At 40.9% G+C, this 17,033-nt stretch carries 14 protein-coding genes; 8 read left to right on the top strand and 6 right to left on the bottom strand.

The genetic code is table 11. The features are described from left to right. The first annotated feature begins 11 nt into the window (after nucleotides 1-11). The 3 genes from AU255_RS06070 to AU255_RS06060 all read left to right on the top strand — a co-directional run bounded on the left by AU255_RS06070 (nucleotide 12) and on the right by AU255_RS06060 (nucleotide 4,769). The gene (locus tag AU255_RS06070; protein WP_080522038.1) at nucleotides 12-1,754 is read left to right on the top strand and encodes an ABC transporter ATP-binding protein; all 1,743 of its coding nucleotides are present in this window, start codon (nucleotides 12-14) and stop codon (nucleotides 1,752-1,754) included. A 27-nt stretch (nucleotides 1,755-1,781) separates the two neighbouring features. Continuing rightward, on the top strand, nucleotides 1,782-3,077 hold the full coding sequence (locus AU255_RS06065) for an alginate export family protein (RefSeq protein ID WP_080522037.1): 1,296 nt from the start codon (nucleotides 1,782-1,784) through the stop codon (nucleotides 3,075-3,077). Nucleotides 3,078-3,683: 606 nt separating this feature from the next. After that, a complete protein-coding gene (locus AU255_RS06060) occupies nucleotides 3,684-4,769 on the top strand; it encodes a lipocalin family protein (RefSeq protein WP_080522036.1) in 1,086 nt (361 codons plus the stop codon). A gap of 177 nt (nucleotides 4,770-4,946) precedes the next feature. Here the strand turns inward: AU255_RS06060 and AU255_RS06055 are convergent, their stop codons facing one another. From AU255_RS06055 to AU255_RS06040, 4 genes are read right to left on the bottom strand one after another with little or no spacing between them, the layout of a single operon-like run. Next, complete coding sequence (locus AU255_RS06055) at nucleotides 4,947-5,738, bottom strand: RMD1 family protein (protein ID WP_080522035.1); 792 nt, start codon at nucleotides 5,736-5,738, stop codon at nucleotides 4,947-4,949. Beyond that, the gene (locus tag AU255_RS06050; RefSeq protein WP_080522034.1) at nucleotides 5,735-6,844 is read right to left on the bottom strand and encodes a GNAT family N-acetyltransferase/peptidase C39 family protein; all 1,110 of its coding nucleotides are present in this window, start codon (nucleotides 6,842-6,844) and stop codon (nucleotides 5,735-5,737) included. Before AU255_RS06050 ends, AU255_RS06055 begins: the two co-directional genes overlap by 4 nt. Further along, nucleotides 6,837-7,910, bottom strand: a complete 1,074-nt coding sequence (locus AU255_RS06045; RefSeq protein WP_080522033.1) for a DUF2817 domain-containing protein — start codon at nucleotides 7,908-7,910, stop codon at nucleotides 6,837-6,839. The genes AU255_RS06050 and AU255_RS06045 overlap by 8 nt, the downstream gene beginning before the upstream one ends. A 6-nt stretch (nucleotides 7,911-7,916) precedes the next feature. Further along, complete coding sequence (locus AU255_RS06040; RefSeq protein WP_080522032.1) at nucleotides 7,917-9,377, bottom strand: RimK family protein; 1,461 nt, start codon at nucleotides 9,375-9,377, stop codon at nucleotides 7,917-7,919. Between the two features lie 497 nt (nucleotides 9,378-9,874). Between AU255_RS06040 and nirB the strand changes: the two genes are divergently transcribed. The 4 genes from nirB to AU255_RS06020 all read left to right on the top strand — a co-directional run bounded on the left by nirB (nucleotide 9,875) and on the right by AU255_RS06020 (nucleotide 14,955). Further along, a complete protein-coding gene (nirB, locus tag AU255_RS06035) occupies nucleotides 9,875-12,412 on the top strand; it encodes a nitrite reductase large subunit NirB (RefSeq protein WP_080522031.1) in 2,538 nt (845 codons plus the stop codon). After that, nucleotides 12,412-12,744 carry a nitrite reductase small subunit NirD gene (gene nirD / locus AU255_RS06030; RefSeq protein WP_080522030.1) on the top strand — a complete coding sequence of 111 codons (333 nt, stop codon included), beginning with the start codon at nucleotides 12,412-12,414 and terminating at the stop codon, nucleotides 12,742-12,744. The genes nirB and nirD overlap by 1 nt, the downstream gene beginning before the upstream one ends. Before the next feature lie 4 nt (nucleotides 12,745-12,748). Next, nucleotides 12,749-13,669, top strand: a complete 921-nt coding sequence (locus tag AU255_RS06025) for a PhzF family phenazine biosynthesis protein (RefSeq protein ID WP_080522029.1) — start codon at nucleotides 12,749-12,751, stop codon at nucleotides 13,667-13,669. Between the two features lie 548 nt (nucleotides 13,670-14,217). Next, on the top strand, nucleotides 14,218-14,955 hold the full coding sequence (locus AU255_RS06020; RefSeq protein ID WP_198942546.1) for a hypothetical protein: 738 nt from the start codon (nucleotides 14,218-14,220) through the stop codon (nucleotides 14,953-14,955). 77 nt (nucleotides 14,956-15,032) lie between these two features. Here AU255_RS06020 and AU255_RS21315 read toward each other — a convergent pair whose 3' ends face one another. Further along, nucleotides 15,033-15,173 carry a DUF2459 domain-containing protein gene (locus AU255_RS21315; RefSeq protein WP_080522028.1) on the bottom strand — a complete coding sequence of 47 codons (141 nt, stop codon included), beginning with the start codon at nucleotides 15,171-15,173 and terminating at the stop codon, nucleotides 15,033-15,035. A gap of 130 nt (nucleotides 15,174-15,303) precedes the next feature. Here AU255_RS21315 and AU255_RS21310 point away from each other — a divergent pair, with 130 nt between their 5' ends. Next, a complete protein-coding gene (locus AU255_RS21310; RefSeq protein WP_408606487.1) occupies nucleotides 15,304-15,549 on the top strand; it encodes a DUF6399 domain-containing protein in 246 nt (81 codons plus the stop codon). Between the two features lie 26 nt (nucleotides 15,550-15,575). Here AU255_RS21310 and AU255_RS06010 read toward each other — a convergent pair whose 3' ends face one another. Then, entirely contained in the window at nucleotides 15,576-16,973 is a 1,398-nt protein-coding gene (locus AU255_RS06010) for a cytochrome c peroxidase (protein WP_080522027.1), read from the bottom strand. Nucleotides 16,974-17,033 lie beyond the last annotated feature (60 nt).

Below are 17,033 nucleotides of genomic sequence, written 5' to 3'. Positions count from 1 at the left end.
CGGAGTCAAATATGTCAGCACTAGAAAAAGATATTATGCGCGACAACGCAAAACTAATTGCATCAAATGATGCAGTCAAACCCTTATTAGAATTAAAAAATGTTTGTAAATCCTATGGTGAAGGCAAAGCAAAAACATCTATCTTAAAAAACATTAATTTAGATGTTAGAGACGGAGAATTTATCGCCATTGTTGGTTTTTCCGGTAGCGGCAAAACCACATTGATTTCTGCCATTGCCGGACTCATTCAACCGAGCACGGGAGATTTATTAAAACATGGAGAGCCTATCACCTCTCCAGGCCCTGACAGAGGTGTGGTTTTTCAAAATTACTCACTCATGCCCTGGCTGACTGTTTTTGAAAATGTCGCTCTGGCTGTCGACGAAATTTTTAAACATTGGTCATCTGAAAAACGTGCCACGCATAGCAAAAAATACATAGAAATGGTCAGCTTAGGCCATGCCATGGATAAAAAGCCTGCTGAACTGTCAGGTGGTATGCGTCAACGAGTTAACGTGGCACGCGCCCTGGCGGCAAACCCTGATATTTTATTATTAGATGAACCTCTCAGTGCCCTGGATGCCTTAACCCGAGGTAATTTGCAAGATGAAATCATCAGTATCTGGGAAAAAGAAAAGAAAACTGTTGTTTTAATAACTAATGATGTCGATGAAGCTATTTATATGGCGGATCGCGTTATACCGTTAAACCCTGGACCTGACGCAACACTGGGGCCTGATTTCCATATTAATCTTCCACGTCCTAGAGACAGAACGGCACTGAATCACAACGAAGAATTTAAACGTCTACGTGCTGAAATTACTAAATACTTGATGGATATCGGGATTGAAAAATCCAGTCAGGAAGGTGGTGATAAAATTATTCTGCCTAATGTCCGTCCCAATACCAGTAATGACTGGCAGCATGATCATTCAGCACTAAAACCTACAAAAGATGATATCGGCAAGCCTAAATACCTGGAATTTTCCCAGTTATCGAAAATATACCCTACCCCCGATGGCAACAGCACCGTTAAAGTAGTCGATGGTTTTGAACTCAGCATAAAAAAAGGCGAGTTTATTTCTATTATTGGCCATTCAGGTTGTGGAAAATCGACTGTACTCTCTATGACAGCAGGTTTAAATGAGGTCTCCGAGGGCGGGATTATTCTGGACAATAAAGAAGTCTCTGGCGCAGGTCCTGACCGTGGTGTAGTTTTTCAAGCCCCCAGTTTGTTCCCCTGGCTGACGGCTTTTGAAAACGTTTTATTAGGTGTAGACAAAGTCTATCCCCATGCGACCAAATCAGAACGCAATGATATCGTCGAATACTATATTACCCGTGTGGGATTAGGTGATTCTTTATTTAAAAAAGCTGGCGAACTATCTAATGGCATGCGTCAACGCGTCGGGATTGCACGTGCCTTTGCCCTGTCACCAAAATTATTATTACTCGATGAACCCTTTGGCATGCTTGACTCATTAACGCGCTGGGAATTACAGGAAGTGTTAATGGAAGTGTGGCAACGCACCCGGGTGACTGCGATTATGGTCACTCATGATGTCGATGAAGCTATCTTATTAGCCGACCGCGTGGTCATGATGAGTAATGGACCTAATGCCAAAGTCGGTAAAATCGAAGAAATTGATTTACCTAGACCCAGAACACGAAAAAATTTATTAGCGCATCCAGATTATTATAAATACCGAGAAAGTTTATTAACCTTCCTGGCTGAATGCGATAAAGCACATTGATTTTAATTACCTTAGGAGAGTACTCTTATGCCTGCACAACTAAACAATACCCTGAAACCTAAGCGTTTAATTCAAACAGCTTTGTCCTCTGTCATCCTGGCAGCCCTTGATATACAACCTGCTGTTGCTTATGATTTCGATAAATCTGTCGAAAGTGCCTTAAAACTTAATCAGGATGATGCAAAATACGGCCAGTTTAAAGTTGATTTACGCTACCGTTTTGAATTGGCCGATGTTGCCGACAATGGCCGGGAGACAGCGTATGCCAATACAATACGTTTACGCCTTGGTTATTTGACGCCTGCATTCAAAAGTTTTCAAGCTTTTGCTGAATTTGAAGGCGACCTTGCCTTACAAAAAGATTACTTTGCCCCCCTTGCAAGTCCTAGCTTTGATCCGAACCGTGAAGTTGTTGCTGATCCTCAGGCAAGTGAATTAAATCAGTTATGGGTAAGCTATAAAGGTATTCCAGATACAGCAATTATTGGTGGTAGACAGCGAATCATTATTGACGACTCACGTTTCATCGGTAATGTTGGTTGGCGTCAAATGGAGCAAACCTATGACTCAGTTTTCGTCACCAATAAATCTATAGACAATTTGACCTTGAAAACTGGCTATATTGGTCAGGTACTAAATATCTGGTCTCAAAAAGATAAAGTTCAATTCCCGTTTGCTAACGCTAACTATAAATTTAAAGACATTGCCAGTGTGACTGGTTATGGTTTTTGGATTTCAGATTATGATAAGGGACAAGCTGCCCGATCAGCTCAGTCATATGGCCTAAGTGTAACTGGCTCACCCAAAATTACCAAAGATATAAAACTGCATTACCGGGCTGAATACAGTTTCCAGACTAATTTAGCCAATAACCCGAATAGCTTTACTTTGGGGCGTTACAGTATTATGGGAGGAGCCAGCTTTATGGGGGTTACCCTCAAAGGCGCTGTAGAAGAGCTAGGCGCCAATGGTATCAGTGCTTTCCAGACGCCTTTTGGTACCAATCATAAATTCCAGGGCTGGGCAGATAAGTTCCTGGTCACGCCTAAAGATGGTGTACGTGATATTAATACAACATTGGGTGCCGAACCTCTGGGCATCAAAATGGCGTTTGTTTATCATAATTTCCAGAGTGTCACTAACAGTATCAACTATGGTAATGAATATGATTTCTTAATCACCAAAAAATTTGGCAAACATTATCAACTACTCGCCAAATATGCTTTTTATGATGCAGCCGATGTAAATGGCAACGTGGCATATGACCCGGCATTAACTAAAGATACCAACAAGTTCTGGCTACAAGGCAGCATCATCTTCTAAGGTCTTTAAATCTTCCAGAGACAGAAGTTTTCTTGTCTCTGCGATTATTATCTGTGCGCCATTAATCTACCTATTTCTCTCTTTCATACTATACTGCGCACGGTCACGGATACGGTTGTATAGCGAGTTGATTTTAGTTCAGAGCAAGGCGCTGAAACAGACGCATAGCAAGCTCAAGCTACGCAACTGTTTCAGCAACACGCGGCTATCGGCTAAAATCGGCCGCTAGAAAACCGCATATGTGGCCGCGCCAAGCATTATCTTACTGAGGCATCACAACCCGCGTAAATAAGCTAAAGAACTACAGCAGTTTCAGGAAAAGAAACTACTCACCGATACCCAAAATGCGTTTCAATATTACAGCGGCTGCACAGTATCTCCTGAATTTACATTTCACCTGGTAATATTGCCATAAATACTCATTCATAACCCGCCTTTAACAATAAAGGAACCGGATAGCTTTACCTGTTAATTTCACTAGAAAAAACTAAAGCTTTTTTACTGTTGCCTGTTTGTGTATATTGTTAACTGTCTGAGCGCCATTACAGCAAAATCCTTCAACTGACAAAAAACAATACATTCAGATTACAGTAACAAGCAATCATTATGAAGACCAAAGTTCGGGTAAAAAAAAAATATAAAAAGAAAAGTAAAAATTACATCATGATTTTGGTGGTGGTTATTTTTACCCTGGCTGTTAGTAGCTGGGCGTTTTATGAACTCACTAAACCAAAAGTGGCAACACAATGGTTTGATAGCCGGGCAAAGGCCAAGCAAAATATTATATTACCCAGAGACGATGGCTACCATGCTAATACAATGGAGTGGTGGTATTACAATGGCCGCTTAATAACAGAGAGTGGAAAAGAGTATAGTTTTCATTTTACAACCTTTCTCGTTAATAACTTAATGACCCACACCGTATTCCACAGCTCTTTAGGTGATCACACGAAAAAGCGGCATTATACCGACCAAAGTAGAACCGCCGGCAATCCATCGGTCGGCGTAAAAAATAGCTTCCTGTTTAAATATCAGAACTGGTTTATGCACGGTGAAAATGGTCATGACCAACTCAAAGTAGCCAATGATCAGTTTGCATTTGATCTGCAATTAGAAGACCTGGAACCTGTTGTAAATCATGGCGTAGATGGCATTATTTCTTTAGATATTGCTGGAGACAGCTATTACTATTCCCGTACCCGAATGAATGTAACTGGAACACTCGAAGTTGCTGGTATAAAAGAACATGTTACTGGCATTTCATGGTTTGACCACCAATGGGGAGATTTTTTACCCGCTAAATTATCCTGGGACTGGTTTAGCCTGCAACTCGATAATGGCGTTGACCTAATGATCTACCAGATGCGTGATAAACAAGGGAATCCAGTACGTTATTTTGTTACTGTTGCCAAAAATGGAACCACAGAAATATTAGATCAAGCAGAATTTACCCTGACACCCGGTCGAGAATGGCACAGTAAAAAAACAGGCAACAGTTATCCTATATTTTGGAAGTTAAAAATACCCGGCAAAAAAATTGATTTAAATATTAGCAGTATTATTAACGACAGTGAAGTTGATGCCAGATTAACCACTTACCTTACTTACTGGGAAGGAGCTGTGAATGTTGAAGGAAGCCATACTGGTCAGGGTTTTATGGAATTACAGGGCTATGGTTCTGCAAATAAATAATATATATTACTGAAAGCAGCTTGTTAGCCATTCTGCGCAAAATAGAGCTTTGCCAAGATGCCTTGCTTCTTGCTCACACAATCAATCCTTATTCGTTCGGCAATTCAAAAACACAGGAAATACACTTAATTCCCCTTGCATATATCCCTCTTGCAACGGTTTCAGTAGAAAGCAAAGTTACATCAGTTTCTCAACCAGAGTAATCACAATTTCCACCATAATCAAAACAATAATGATCCATTCCAGCGTAGATGAATGCTGATGTTTTTGTTCGTCAGCCAGCATCCCTAACAAATCATGAATGGTGTCCAGTTTTTTGGATAATATATCTGTGCGCTGTTGCAACTCCAGATAATTAGCCATTTGCATATATAAAGCCTGATACTCTGGATGCTCCCAAAAAAACTCTGGAATATCCAGTAAATCAAACTTCAGCACTATATCGCTATTGGTCAGAAATAGTTGACCACGAATTTTTGCCAGTGCTTTTTTAGATAAATTAATGTGCCCCGTTTTAGCTAATGATTCAGGTAAATGTTTGGTCTTTTCAATAGTTTCCTGTGCATGTTGTTCAAATGAAGAAAGATTAATAGACTGGGCCATAGCATGAGCAACAGCAATCAGGTTATTAGTGTCATCGCCCGCTTTGATTTCAATACAGTCAAACTTAATACGGTTCTCCAGGGCATTAGTTATGTAGCGAAAATCATCTTCCTGAATTTCCTCATGAATCCCAATTGCAAATCTACACAGTTGAGTGTGTAACTTGCGCCGTTCATCTAATGTAACGTTCCAATGAACAACGACGCCATAGGGAAAGATCACCGAATAAGCTTGATTATGTTCAATGAGCAAAACATCCTTTAATAAGACAGCTCGATTATTAGCAAGAAAATTTTTACAAAGGGTTGGAAAATCAAAAGAGTTAGCCAAGCAAAGCGTAATACAGTGGAGCGTTTTATCGGTCATGGTTTTGCTATTATTAATGCGGCTTGTAGTTGGCTACGGCCAAATTTTGCCATGGTTTGAAAATCTGATTTAGGCACAGGCACAAAAAAATTGTCTGTCACACTGGCATGTTTTTCATCATCGACATCAGGATCATGCAAGTAAATAAAGTGCTCATCATGTGCAGTTAAAACCACCCAGTGCGGCGCTTTGTTGCGATTAATCCGATAAGTACTAATAAGAATTAAAGGAATATTCCCAGCATCTAGCTGTGCGATCAATGCATCCATTTCTATATTTTGATAATGTATGCTGACAGATGTTGGCTCCAGTTGGCGCAGAAAATCCTGTTGTACCAGAGAAATAATAGCCTGTTTTTCTTTACTTCTGACGGTATTGAAAAATAATGTATCTTGCTGACTAAGATACATATCCACCAGAAACCCGCGTCGCCAGGCTGCAAGAGCTAGACCATGCGGACCGCAACCACCATGACCTGCTGTCATAAAAATAGTGGTCGATTCACGCCATAATTGCAATTCATGCGCCATAGATTGTTCAATCCGACTATCTATGGCCGACATGGCCATAATCAATGATGCCGGACCACAGGTAAATTCAGTTGTTTGTGGATAATAAGGGACTTGCAGGCGCGTTTCCGGCTGTGGATAGATAATCCGCTTTTCAAAACACAAGGCTTCGCTGTGATCTTCATAATAATCCAGCTTACGGTCAAACTGGCGATAATTCAAACGCTGGTAGAGTGCTATAGCGCGCTCGTTATCTCGCCTGACTTCTAGCCGCAAATAAACACAATCGCGTTGTTGTGCCGCTTTTTCCAGTGCCAGCATCAGGGCCTTACCCAATCCGCTACTTTGCTGATCAGGTAAAATTGCCAGTGAATAAAGTCTGACCAGAGAAGTACCGCGCCTGTATAACAGCAAACCATAGCCGGTTATTTTCCCATCAACTTCCAGCAGAATAAGATCCGCATGTGCTTTATCCAGCATCCATAAAAAATTGCGCTGCGTCATTTTATCCTGCGTAAAACAGCTGTTTTCAATCAGTACCAACTGACTTATATCGGCTTTAGTGGCCAAACGAAAATTGACGTCAGAGTTACTCATGGGCTAATTTTTGCAAGGACATAGCAATAATCTGCTGACAACGAAATAACACCATTTCCTGCCAATCCTGATACTCGGGATAGAAATATTCACGTAATTGCTGTTGTATCACCAGTCTTTTTTCCAGGGCAACAGGATTATGCCAGCAATAATTTTCCTGTTGTAATAATGCAAACATTTTATCCACGGCAAAGGTACCAAACTCCAGCGTGACATAACAACCTTTGTCGGGTAAATGCATATGCCATAAATAATCCATCAACCCGTGCTTCGGTACTGAACTCGAGGTCCCTGCAGCCGGCTCGGTCATATTAACAGCAAAACAATGCCGTGCCCATTTTGCACCTTCACTCTCGGGTGGGTGATCACTAATCACTTCACCATAGCCATAAGGCCCTAACCCGGAATGAATATCCAGCACGATAACTTTTTGCCGCTCAGAAACAGTGTATTCATCAATCAATTGCTGAGTAAGCTGATGGGACCAGCTAGGGCCTTTGCCACCATAAAACAGACCGGTTGCATCAGTATATTGACCACCACTCACTGCCTGCTCATATACCCTGTCTCCCCATTCCAGACGATAATGCTCTAATTTTTTCTGGCTATGCGCCAAACTATCATCATCTAAGTCCTGCAGATTTAAATCCGGCATTAAAGTCTGATAATCTTTATTGATCGGCTTGTTTGCAAAATCGACACAATTACGATTTAAATCGATATTATCTTCATTAACGCGACGGTCAAAAGCAAAACCATAGGGATTCAAGGCATGGATTAAAAGCACAGCACTATCAGCGTCCATTTTCGGTACATAACGCAAAAAATCAACTTGTGCCGCCGAGCCACAATAACCTTCAACACCGTGCGTACCACTTATAAGCACTAATAGATTACGCGCCTTTTTAGAACCTAAGTAGAAAATATCCGTCACCAAGGCGCGGTTAACATCGTCAATGTTGTTTTCATACGATAACAACTCACCCTTTATTGCCTGACACGCGCCTAAAAACTTGTCTCTGGCTTCTGTGTACTTTTTTGCAAAACAATCAACTGGAATATACATAAATCCTCACGCTATGTGCTGACGCTCAAGTCGACGTAAAAATTCCCCCATAATGGTTAAATACAAATCATAGCCCATATACTGGTCCTCAACACCGCTATCTACGCTGGGATTATCATTTACTTCAATAATCACATTTCGATCAGGTAATTGCTTCAAATCAACGCCATACAGGCCATCACCAATCAATTTAACGGCTTTACTGGCAACCTTGATCACTTCTTTAGGTACCTGGTGCACAGGCATGGACTCAAAGCCTCCGCTTTTACTGGTACCGGTATTGCCATGGTTATAAATTTGCCAGTGATCACGCGCCATAAAGTATTTACAGGCATAAATTGGCTTGTTATTTAAAAAGCCGATGCGCCAGTCAAAATCTGTTTTTACATATTCCTGATAAAGTAAAATTGCGGATTTTTTAAATAGTTCTGCGCATTGCTGCTGTAATTCTTCACGACTCGCTACTTTAACCACCCCGATAGAAAATGAACCATCAGGAATTTTCAGCACACCAGGGTAGCTGATTTGCTGTTCTAAATAGGCATAATCAAACTCACTATCTCTGAGCAGTAATTCAGTTTTTGGTGTAGGTACACCATTGGCATTAAGCAAATCCGCGAGAAAGACTTTATTGGTACATTTTAAAATAGAATCGGGATCATCCAATACTACCAGACCTTTGCTTTCGGCACGTTTTGCAAAGCGGTATGTATGGTGATCTATTGCTGTGGTCTCGCGGATAAATAAAGCATCATATTCCAGTAAACGCGCATAATCATTGGCATCAATCAAATCAACATCAATCCCTAATTCATTACCGGCACGGATAAAGTTTTTAATCGCTTTATTGTCACTCGGCGGTAATTTTTCCTGAGAATTACATAATATGGCCAACTCGAAACGATAGCGTTTTTTTGACCGGGGTTTACGCCATATTTGACGGCTGTACTGATCAATTGCCGAAGCAAACTCGCTTTGCTCGGCTTCATTTAACTGTACCAGACTACCAGGCATAATAGTCTCAATTTGCCATTTGACAGGATGCGCAAAACTGACTTCAAGAATTGGGCAGGGATATAATTCAAATAATTGCCGGGCAATTTTTTCCAGTGCCGGAATGCTCGTTTGACCAAAAAATATTTTGGTCATCAAGGCATGATTATCCTGTTGTAAATACTTATTTAAAGGTTCATCCATCTCATCATATAGTTGATAAAAGTGATGATTACTCAAATCGGTGATACTGCGTATTGAGGGAATGACTCGCTGCCCTCTGGCTTCTGCCAGCAATGAGCAATAATACCCCGTGCCTAGATAACCATAATCACGACACAAATTAATCACTTTAGCCTTGGCTGATTTGCCAACCTGTAGTGATAAAAAATCCTTAACACTGATCAGTTCACTACTGGGGTAATAAGGTGCCCAGTCTTCTGGGGCATCGACCACTATATAAAGATCTTGCATTAGTATTCCTTGAAATTAGGAGAAATCGTACGCGGATGATAGTACCGAAACTAGCCTGTGCAAATGTTATTAATGCATTTTTTAAAATTTTAATCCATGCCAGGCATAAAATATATTTAAGTATTTATTTTCATGCACTTATAAAGTTGTTATTCAGAAATTAAGCAAAATATAATTCCATGGAGCGCAAACACTGCAATCAAAAAGTACAAAAATTAAAGTTCTATTTTTGTACAAGCTTAAACGCCTAATTTATTGTACAGAAAGAGGCAACTTCCCGTTTATTTACCATAGCTAGCGAACGATTCGTTCATTTGATTATTTGCACATGCCGCTGCTAACGCACCAATAAGCGCCCTGCATCGCACCACAACAGAGCATGACTTTTTATGGTTTGCAGCAACGACATACAGACCGAATAAAATACAATAACTTAAGGAATGGCATATAACATGCATATCAATCTAAATAAGATTTACGCATCTATAGAGGATAGCATGAGCAAAAAGCAAACCCTGATTGTTATCGGTAACGGCATGGTCGGACATAATTTTCTGGAAACCCTGGTCGCTAGCGATATAAAAAACAACTACAACATTGTTACTTTCTGTGAGGAAAAACGCCCGGCATACGACCGGGTACATTTGTCAGAGTACTTTTCAGGAAAAACGGCACAAGACCTGTCCATGGTCACTGAAGGTTTTTTTGAAAATAACAATATCAAAATTCATCTGGGTGATAAGGCCGTTACTATTGATAAAGAAAATAACCAGATCACGTCAGCAAAAGGGCTTACTATTAGTTATGACAAACTGGTTTTAGCGACGGGTTCCTATCCTTTTGTGCCCCCTGTTGAAGGGCATGACCGTGAAAATTGTTTTGTTTATCGAACCATAGAAGATCTGGAAAATATGGCAGCTGCGGCTAAAAATGCCAAAGTCGGCGCAGTAGTCGGGGGCGGTCTATTGGGTCTGGAAGCGGCAAAAGCGCTGATGGACTTGGAACTTAAAACCCATGTTATCCAGTTTTCGCCACGCTTAATGTCGGCTCAGCTTGATGCAGGCGGCGCACAAATGCTGGCGGATAAAATTGAAGCTTTGGGTATTTCGGTATTAGCCAGTAAAAACACGCAAAAAATTATTGACGGTACAGAATGCAAACACAAAATGCTGTTTGCTGATGGCACTGAACTGGAAACGGATATTATTTTATTTTCAGCAGGTATCCGTCCTCGTGATGAAATTGCTCGCATCAGCGGCATAGAAGTCGGTTCACGCGGCGGTATTGTCATTGATAACCAGTGCAAAACCTCTGATCCGGACATTTACGCCATTGGTGAATGTGCTGTCTGGAATGGACAAACCTTTGGCCTGGTTGCTCCGGGCTACAATATGGGGCGTATTGTAGTCGCCGATCTGGCAGGACAAGCAGCCAGTTTTACCGGTGCCGATATGAGCACCAAGTTAAAGCTCAATGGGGTTGACGTTGCCAGTATCGGCGATGCTCATGCCAACTCACAGGGTGCGCTCGTTTATACTTACCAGAATGGTGCAGATGAAATTTATAAACGCCTGGTGGTAAGTGCAGATAAAAAGAAATTACTCGGCGCCGTATTGGTTGGTGATGCTACAGGCTACGGTACTTTATCACAATATTATCTCAATGGCATTGATTTACCCGAGAATCCGGATAGTTTAATCTTGCCTGCCCGCTCAGATGAATCGGTTGGTTTAGGACCTGACGCCTTGCCTGCATCAGCACAAATCTGCTCCTGCTTTGATGTCACCAAAGGACAAATCTGCTCGGCCGTTGAAGACGGCAATCATACACTGGGGGCTTTAAAAGAATGCACTAAGGCTGCAACCGGTTGTGGCGGCTGTAGTGCATTATTAAAATCTGTTCTGGATTGTGAATTAGCCAAATCAGGATTTGAAGTCAATACCGATATCTGTGAACATTTTGCTTATACTCGCCAGGATTTATATAACCTGATTATGGTTAATGAAATAAAATCCTTTAATGACCTGTTAGAAAAACATGGTAAAGGCCGAGGCTGTGAAGTTTGCCGTCAGGCAGTGGGTTCGATTCTTGCCTCGTGCTGGAATGACTATATTCTTAAAACCGAGCATCTTGGCCTGCAGGATACCAACGACACCTTTTTAGCAAATATGCAAAAAGATGGTACCTATTCGGTTGTCCCACGTATGACGGGAGGTGAAGTAACACCTGATGGCTTGATTGCGATTGGCCAGATAGCAAAAAAATATAAACTGTACACTAAAGTAACCGGTGGCCAGCGCGTCGATTTATTTGGTGCGCGTGTCGATCAATTACCACTGATCTGGCAGGAATTGATCGATGCGGGGTTTGAATCAGGCCATGCTTACGGTAAATCTTTAAGAACGGTAAAGTCCTGTGTCGGTAGTACCTGGTGCCGCTTTGGCATTGATGACAGTGTTGGTTTGGCGGTAGAACTGGAAAATCGTTATAAGGGTTTACGCTCACCGCACAAAATTAAATTTGCAGTGTCCGGTTGTACCCGTGAATGTGCAGAAGCACAAAGTAAAGATATTGGTATTATCGCAACGGAAGGCGGCTGGAATCTTTATGTTTGTGGTAATGGCGGTATGAAACCACGACATGGCGATTTATTTGCTACTAATTTAGACAAAGCAACACTGATTCAATATATCGATCGTGTATTAACGTTTTACTCACGTACCGCTGATCGCTTGCAGCGCACATCAGTGTGGATGGAAAATATGGAAGGCGGCCTGGATTATTTAAAATCAGTGATTATCGAGGATAAATTGGGACTTTGTGCGGACCTGGAAGCACAAATGCAGCATGTTGTTGATACCTATCAATGTGAGTGGAAAACCACCATTGCCGATGAGAGCAAGTTAAAACGCTTTCGCCATTTTATTAATAGTGATAAAACTGATGAAAATATACTTTTTGTCGAAGAACGTGGACAAATACGGCCTGCAAACGAAGAAGAACGGCTACACCTGGCAGTAGCGGAGGAAGCGTAATGAGTCACTGGATTGATATTTGTTCTGTAGAAGACTTACAACCCGATTCAGGAGTGTGTGCTTTAGTTGAGGATAAGCAAGTAGCTATTTTTTATATGCCCAAAGAAAATGCAGTCTATGCACTTAATAATTATGACCCTTTTGGTAAAATTCATGTATTATCACGTGGTTTATTAGGCGATATCAAAGGCGAACCAATGGTGGCGTCCCCTTTGTACAAACAACATTTCAGCCTGATCACAGGCGTTTGTTTTGAAGATGCAAGTGTCGCTGTCGATGTCTATGCTATTCACATAAAAAATAATCGCGTAGAAGTAAGCCTAGGGGAATAGCATAATGAAATACACATATTATATCGCTGACGTTTTTACCAAGCAGATTTTCAATGGCGCCCAGGTTGCTGTTTTCCCAGAAGCAGAAGGCTTAAGCCAGCAACAGATGAGCTTAATCGCTAGAGAACTTAATTTAACCGAATCCGTTTTCCTGTCTCGAACAGAAAGTAAAAAGAATCACTTTCGAATGAAGATTTTTTCCCCTTTAACGGAGATCGATTTTGCAGGACACCCGATTATTGCAGCCGCCTATGTATTAGCCGCCTGCGGGCAACTGAAACTTGAGGACACTTATACACCCGTCGTATTTGAGCAAAATACCGGACCGGTTCAGGCTAATGTCACCAGCACTGAAGGTAAACCCAGCTTTGTCCAGTTTACCCGTACCGTCTCTCCAATTGTCGACTTCTTCGCCCCGACAGAAGGCGAACTGGCCAGTTTTTTAGGTATAGAAGAAGCACATATTGATGCTAAGAAATACTGTACCCGGCTGGTTTCGTGCGGCATGCCCTATTTGATTGTGCCGGTTTATTATTATGAAACAGTACGCAATGCAGTATTTAATTTATCCGCATGGAGTCAGTCAATCGCACCCCAAACAGCCGCACAAGAAATATTATTAGTCTCGCCTAAAACACCGTATCAAGACTCTGATTTTGCCGCTCGTCTGGTAGGTCCGAATATTGGTATTCATGATGACCCGCCCATAGGGACTGCCATACCTTCATTGGCCGCTTTTTTATGTTCTTTCGAACATATGCAAAAAGGCACCTACACGTTTGCCGTTCAAAGAGGCAATGAAAAAATGCGCCGTAGTGTACTGAACCTGGAAATGGATCATAAAGGAGAAGATACGCTCACCATACGGGTGGGTGGTGAGGCCGTTAAGGTCGCAGAAGGAACGATGTTTATTCCTGAAATATAATCTAATAGGATGGGAGACGTGAAAGGTCAAAATTATAGAAATCAAGCTGGCTACCCCTCTTGATCGTTCTAAGAAACAATGGAGAAATCTAGATATGTTTTCCATCTTTTAAGGATATATAATCAATAGATGGAAATTAAATTATAATGGTGACTCCCCACTCTCTGAGTAAAGTCTTTATTCCTGATAAAAATACTTTATAACCAATTATAGGGGCTGTATTTTCGCTGATTGCATACGACTTATTACAAAATGCACATAAACAGGTCGAGTAACAATGTTTCCCCTCTATCATCATTAGGACTGTCTTGCTTTCCATTATATTGCTGGCTATTTTCTGAAAGTGGAAAAACAAAGTAAAAATATCCACTTTATAGGGTTTAATATGACGATACATGGATTTTTTTACATATATTTACAATGTTATATGCAGGAGCACCATTGATGAGTAATTGCAAATTGTGTGAAGAAGAGAAAGGATTGGAAATAAGCCATATAATTCCAAAATTTGTTTTTCGTTACCTCAAAAGACATCACCAACCGGGAATATGCGATCAACAGATAACCCAAATAAGTCAACACAAGACGGTGTGAAGTTACCTTTCTTATGTGGTGACTGCGAAGATTTATTCAGCCCTTGGGAAACGAAATTTGCTAACGAGATATTCTTTAAATATCAAGAAAGATCTGAGAGTAAGTTTTCATATGACACTTGGCTAACTAAATATTTGGCCTCTGTTTCATTTAGAGTTCTAGCTTATGCATACTATAAAAATGAACTTGGTCACTTTGACGAAAACATGTTGCGCCATGTTCCTGTAGCAATTAATCGACTTAGGAAATATCTACTGGGGGAATCTCCGAATCCAGGTGAGCAGCGTCAGCTTCTATATCTTCTAGATAAACCAGTCAACTCCTCAGATAGTGACTTTAATATGTATCTGGTTCGGGCTATTGAGCACGACATTCTTACAACGGATACTGATTCATTTATATATGTAAAGTATTTAAATTTTCTTCATCTCTGCCCAATCAAACTATCCAGCAACAAGGGGTGGAGAACAGGAAGAATTTCACTTAGTAAGGGAGTTTTGTCTGTTAAAGACCATGAGCTGCCGGATTATGTTCTAAACCGAATGAGAAGTGGGGCAAGAACTCTTACGGAAAGCCGTCAAAAAATATCAGATAAGCAGGCATCGGTAATTTCTAAACGAGTCGGTGATGTAGCACTGGAAAGGCTTGTAGAGTCACCAATTGCTAAAGCTGTTCTAAACAATGAAATATAGTTCTACTGAAGCAAAAATCTAAGAAAATATAAGGGTCAGGCCCCGAATTGCGAATTATTCATTCAAAAAAAGATAGATCAAAGCGGGCCGGATTGGACAGCCCACAGTGCTTCAGCAGTCCAGACATTGCAGGTTTTGAAAAAATGGTATATTTCTCCAGATAAATAAAACTGATCGTTACCGTAAAGACCTTTCGAACTTAGGATCAGTTCTAACAATCATACATTTTTGTTGGAATATTAGACTTTACCCTGTGCTTTAAAGGTCTGGCCATGCGTTTGATAGCAGCATAATAAATGTTGTAATATTAGAACTAACCCCAAGTTTGCTTAAGAGCACTTCGCTTTAATCCATAATTACGGTTTAAAGCGAAGTGATGGCACAACAGCTGCTGAACGATTATTTGCAATCGAGTTTCCCAATTTATTTTCTTGGCTATTAGAGCAAATGAGTGAACTACTATTGCCTGGAAAAATTCGAGACAAGGCCACACTTAACTCCCTTGAAATTACTGGCTGCACCGGCTTAAGTGAGAAGCCTAAACTATTCACTCACATTTTTCGACCACTACACACTGCCTTTTTTTGGATATAAGTTGATAATTGCTGGAAGTATCCACCCTACTGAGGGTCTTTTAAACTCGATAATGAGGCACCCTGGTATTCACCCGTTAAGGTTTTCAGAAAAGCCACCATTTTATCAATTTCATCTGCACTGAAATTTTTCCCCAGCTGAGTGATTCCCATGATACGAACAGCCTCTGGTAACTCATTGACAGACCCATCGTGAAAGTAGGGATAAGTTAATTCAACGTTACGCAGTACGGGAACCTTAAAAGCATAGCGATCAATTTCATTTTTGGTCACATTATAGCGGCCATTATCATCCTCTGTTAAATCACCACCGCGCATTGCAAAATAATCTTGTTTAACACCCATTTTTTCATAAGATAAGCCGCCTAGTGCAGGCCCAAAATGACAGGAAGTACAGTTATTTTTAAATAATTCATAACCCGCTTTTTCATCGGGATTCAACGCTGCCTCATGACCACGTAGATACTGGTCAAAACGTGAGTTAGGTGTTACTAATGACTCTTCAAAAACAGCAATCGCATCCGTCACATTTGCTTTGGTTAAACCTTGCTCAGGATAAAGTTTGCTAAAAGCACTGGTGTAATCACTGTCTTGATTTAATTTAGTGATGACTTTATCCCAATCTGCACCCATTTCAACCGGATTAGCGACAGGACCAGCGGCTTGTGCTTGAAGGTCTTTAGCGCGTCCATCCCAAAATTGAGCCAAATTGTACATGGCGTTATACACTGTAGGTGAGTTAATGGGGCCTTGTTGTCCTCGAATTCCAGTAGCCACTTGAGCTTGATCCGTTCCCCCTTTATTTAAAGCATGACAAGATGCGCAAGATAAAGTGTTGTCTCCCGAAAGCAGTGTATCGTGAAACAGCTGATTACCCAGAGCAACTTTTTCAGGATTCAATTCAACACTTAAAGGAAGTGGCTGAACCGGTTCGCCTTTATAGCCTTCCGCAGATTCATTACTCCATGGATGTCTACCTCGTTCCTTGGCTATCCATGTAAGAACCGTTTGCTTTTCATCTGCACTTAAACTGCCATTCCAATGCATAGTAAGGTATAGAGCGGGTGGCATGTTATTATTGATAATAACATGTTCCAACCTAGCCAGCATAAGAGGTGTGAAAGGCTCTTTGCCACTATATATCCCGGGACTTAAGATAAATCTTTCGCTCCCCTGCTGAATATCATTTTCGATAAGTTGACGAGCAATAGGTAATTCAGAATATATTGGCATTCTAGTCATTCCTGGGGAATGACAATCGACGCATTTATTCTGCAATATTCTGGAAACTTTTACATAGTCCCTGGAGGTTCCAGATTGGACAGCAATAGGATTATTTTCACCATTAACGCCCAGCAAGTTGGATATTGAAAAAAGTAAAAAACCTGTTAAAACTAAAACCAATATAAAACGTATTATTTTCATTATTAATCCCTGCTATGAATAAATAGGTAGATTGTAAATAAGTTTAGCATATTATTAAAT

Origin of the sequence: Methyloprofundus sedimenti (genome assembly GCF_002072955.1) — a bacterium.
GTDB lineage: Bacteria > Pseudomonadota > Gammaproteobacteria > Methylococcales > Methylomonadaceae > Methyloprofundus > Methyloprofundus sedimenti.
This window is presented reverse-complemented; position numbering and strand designations above follow the sequence as displayed.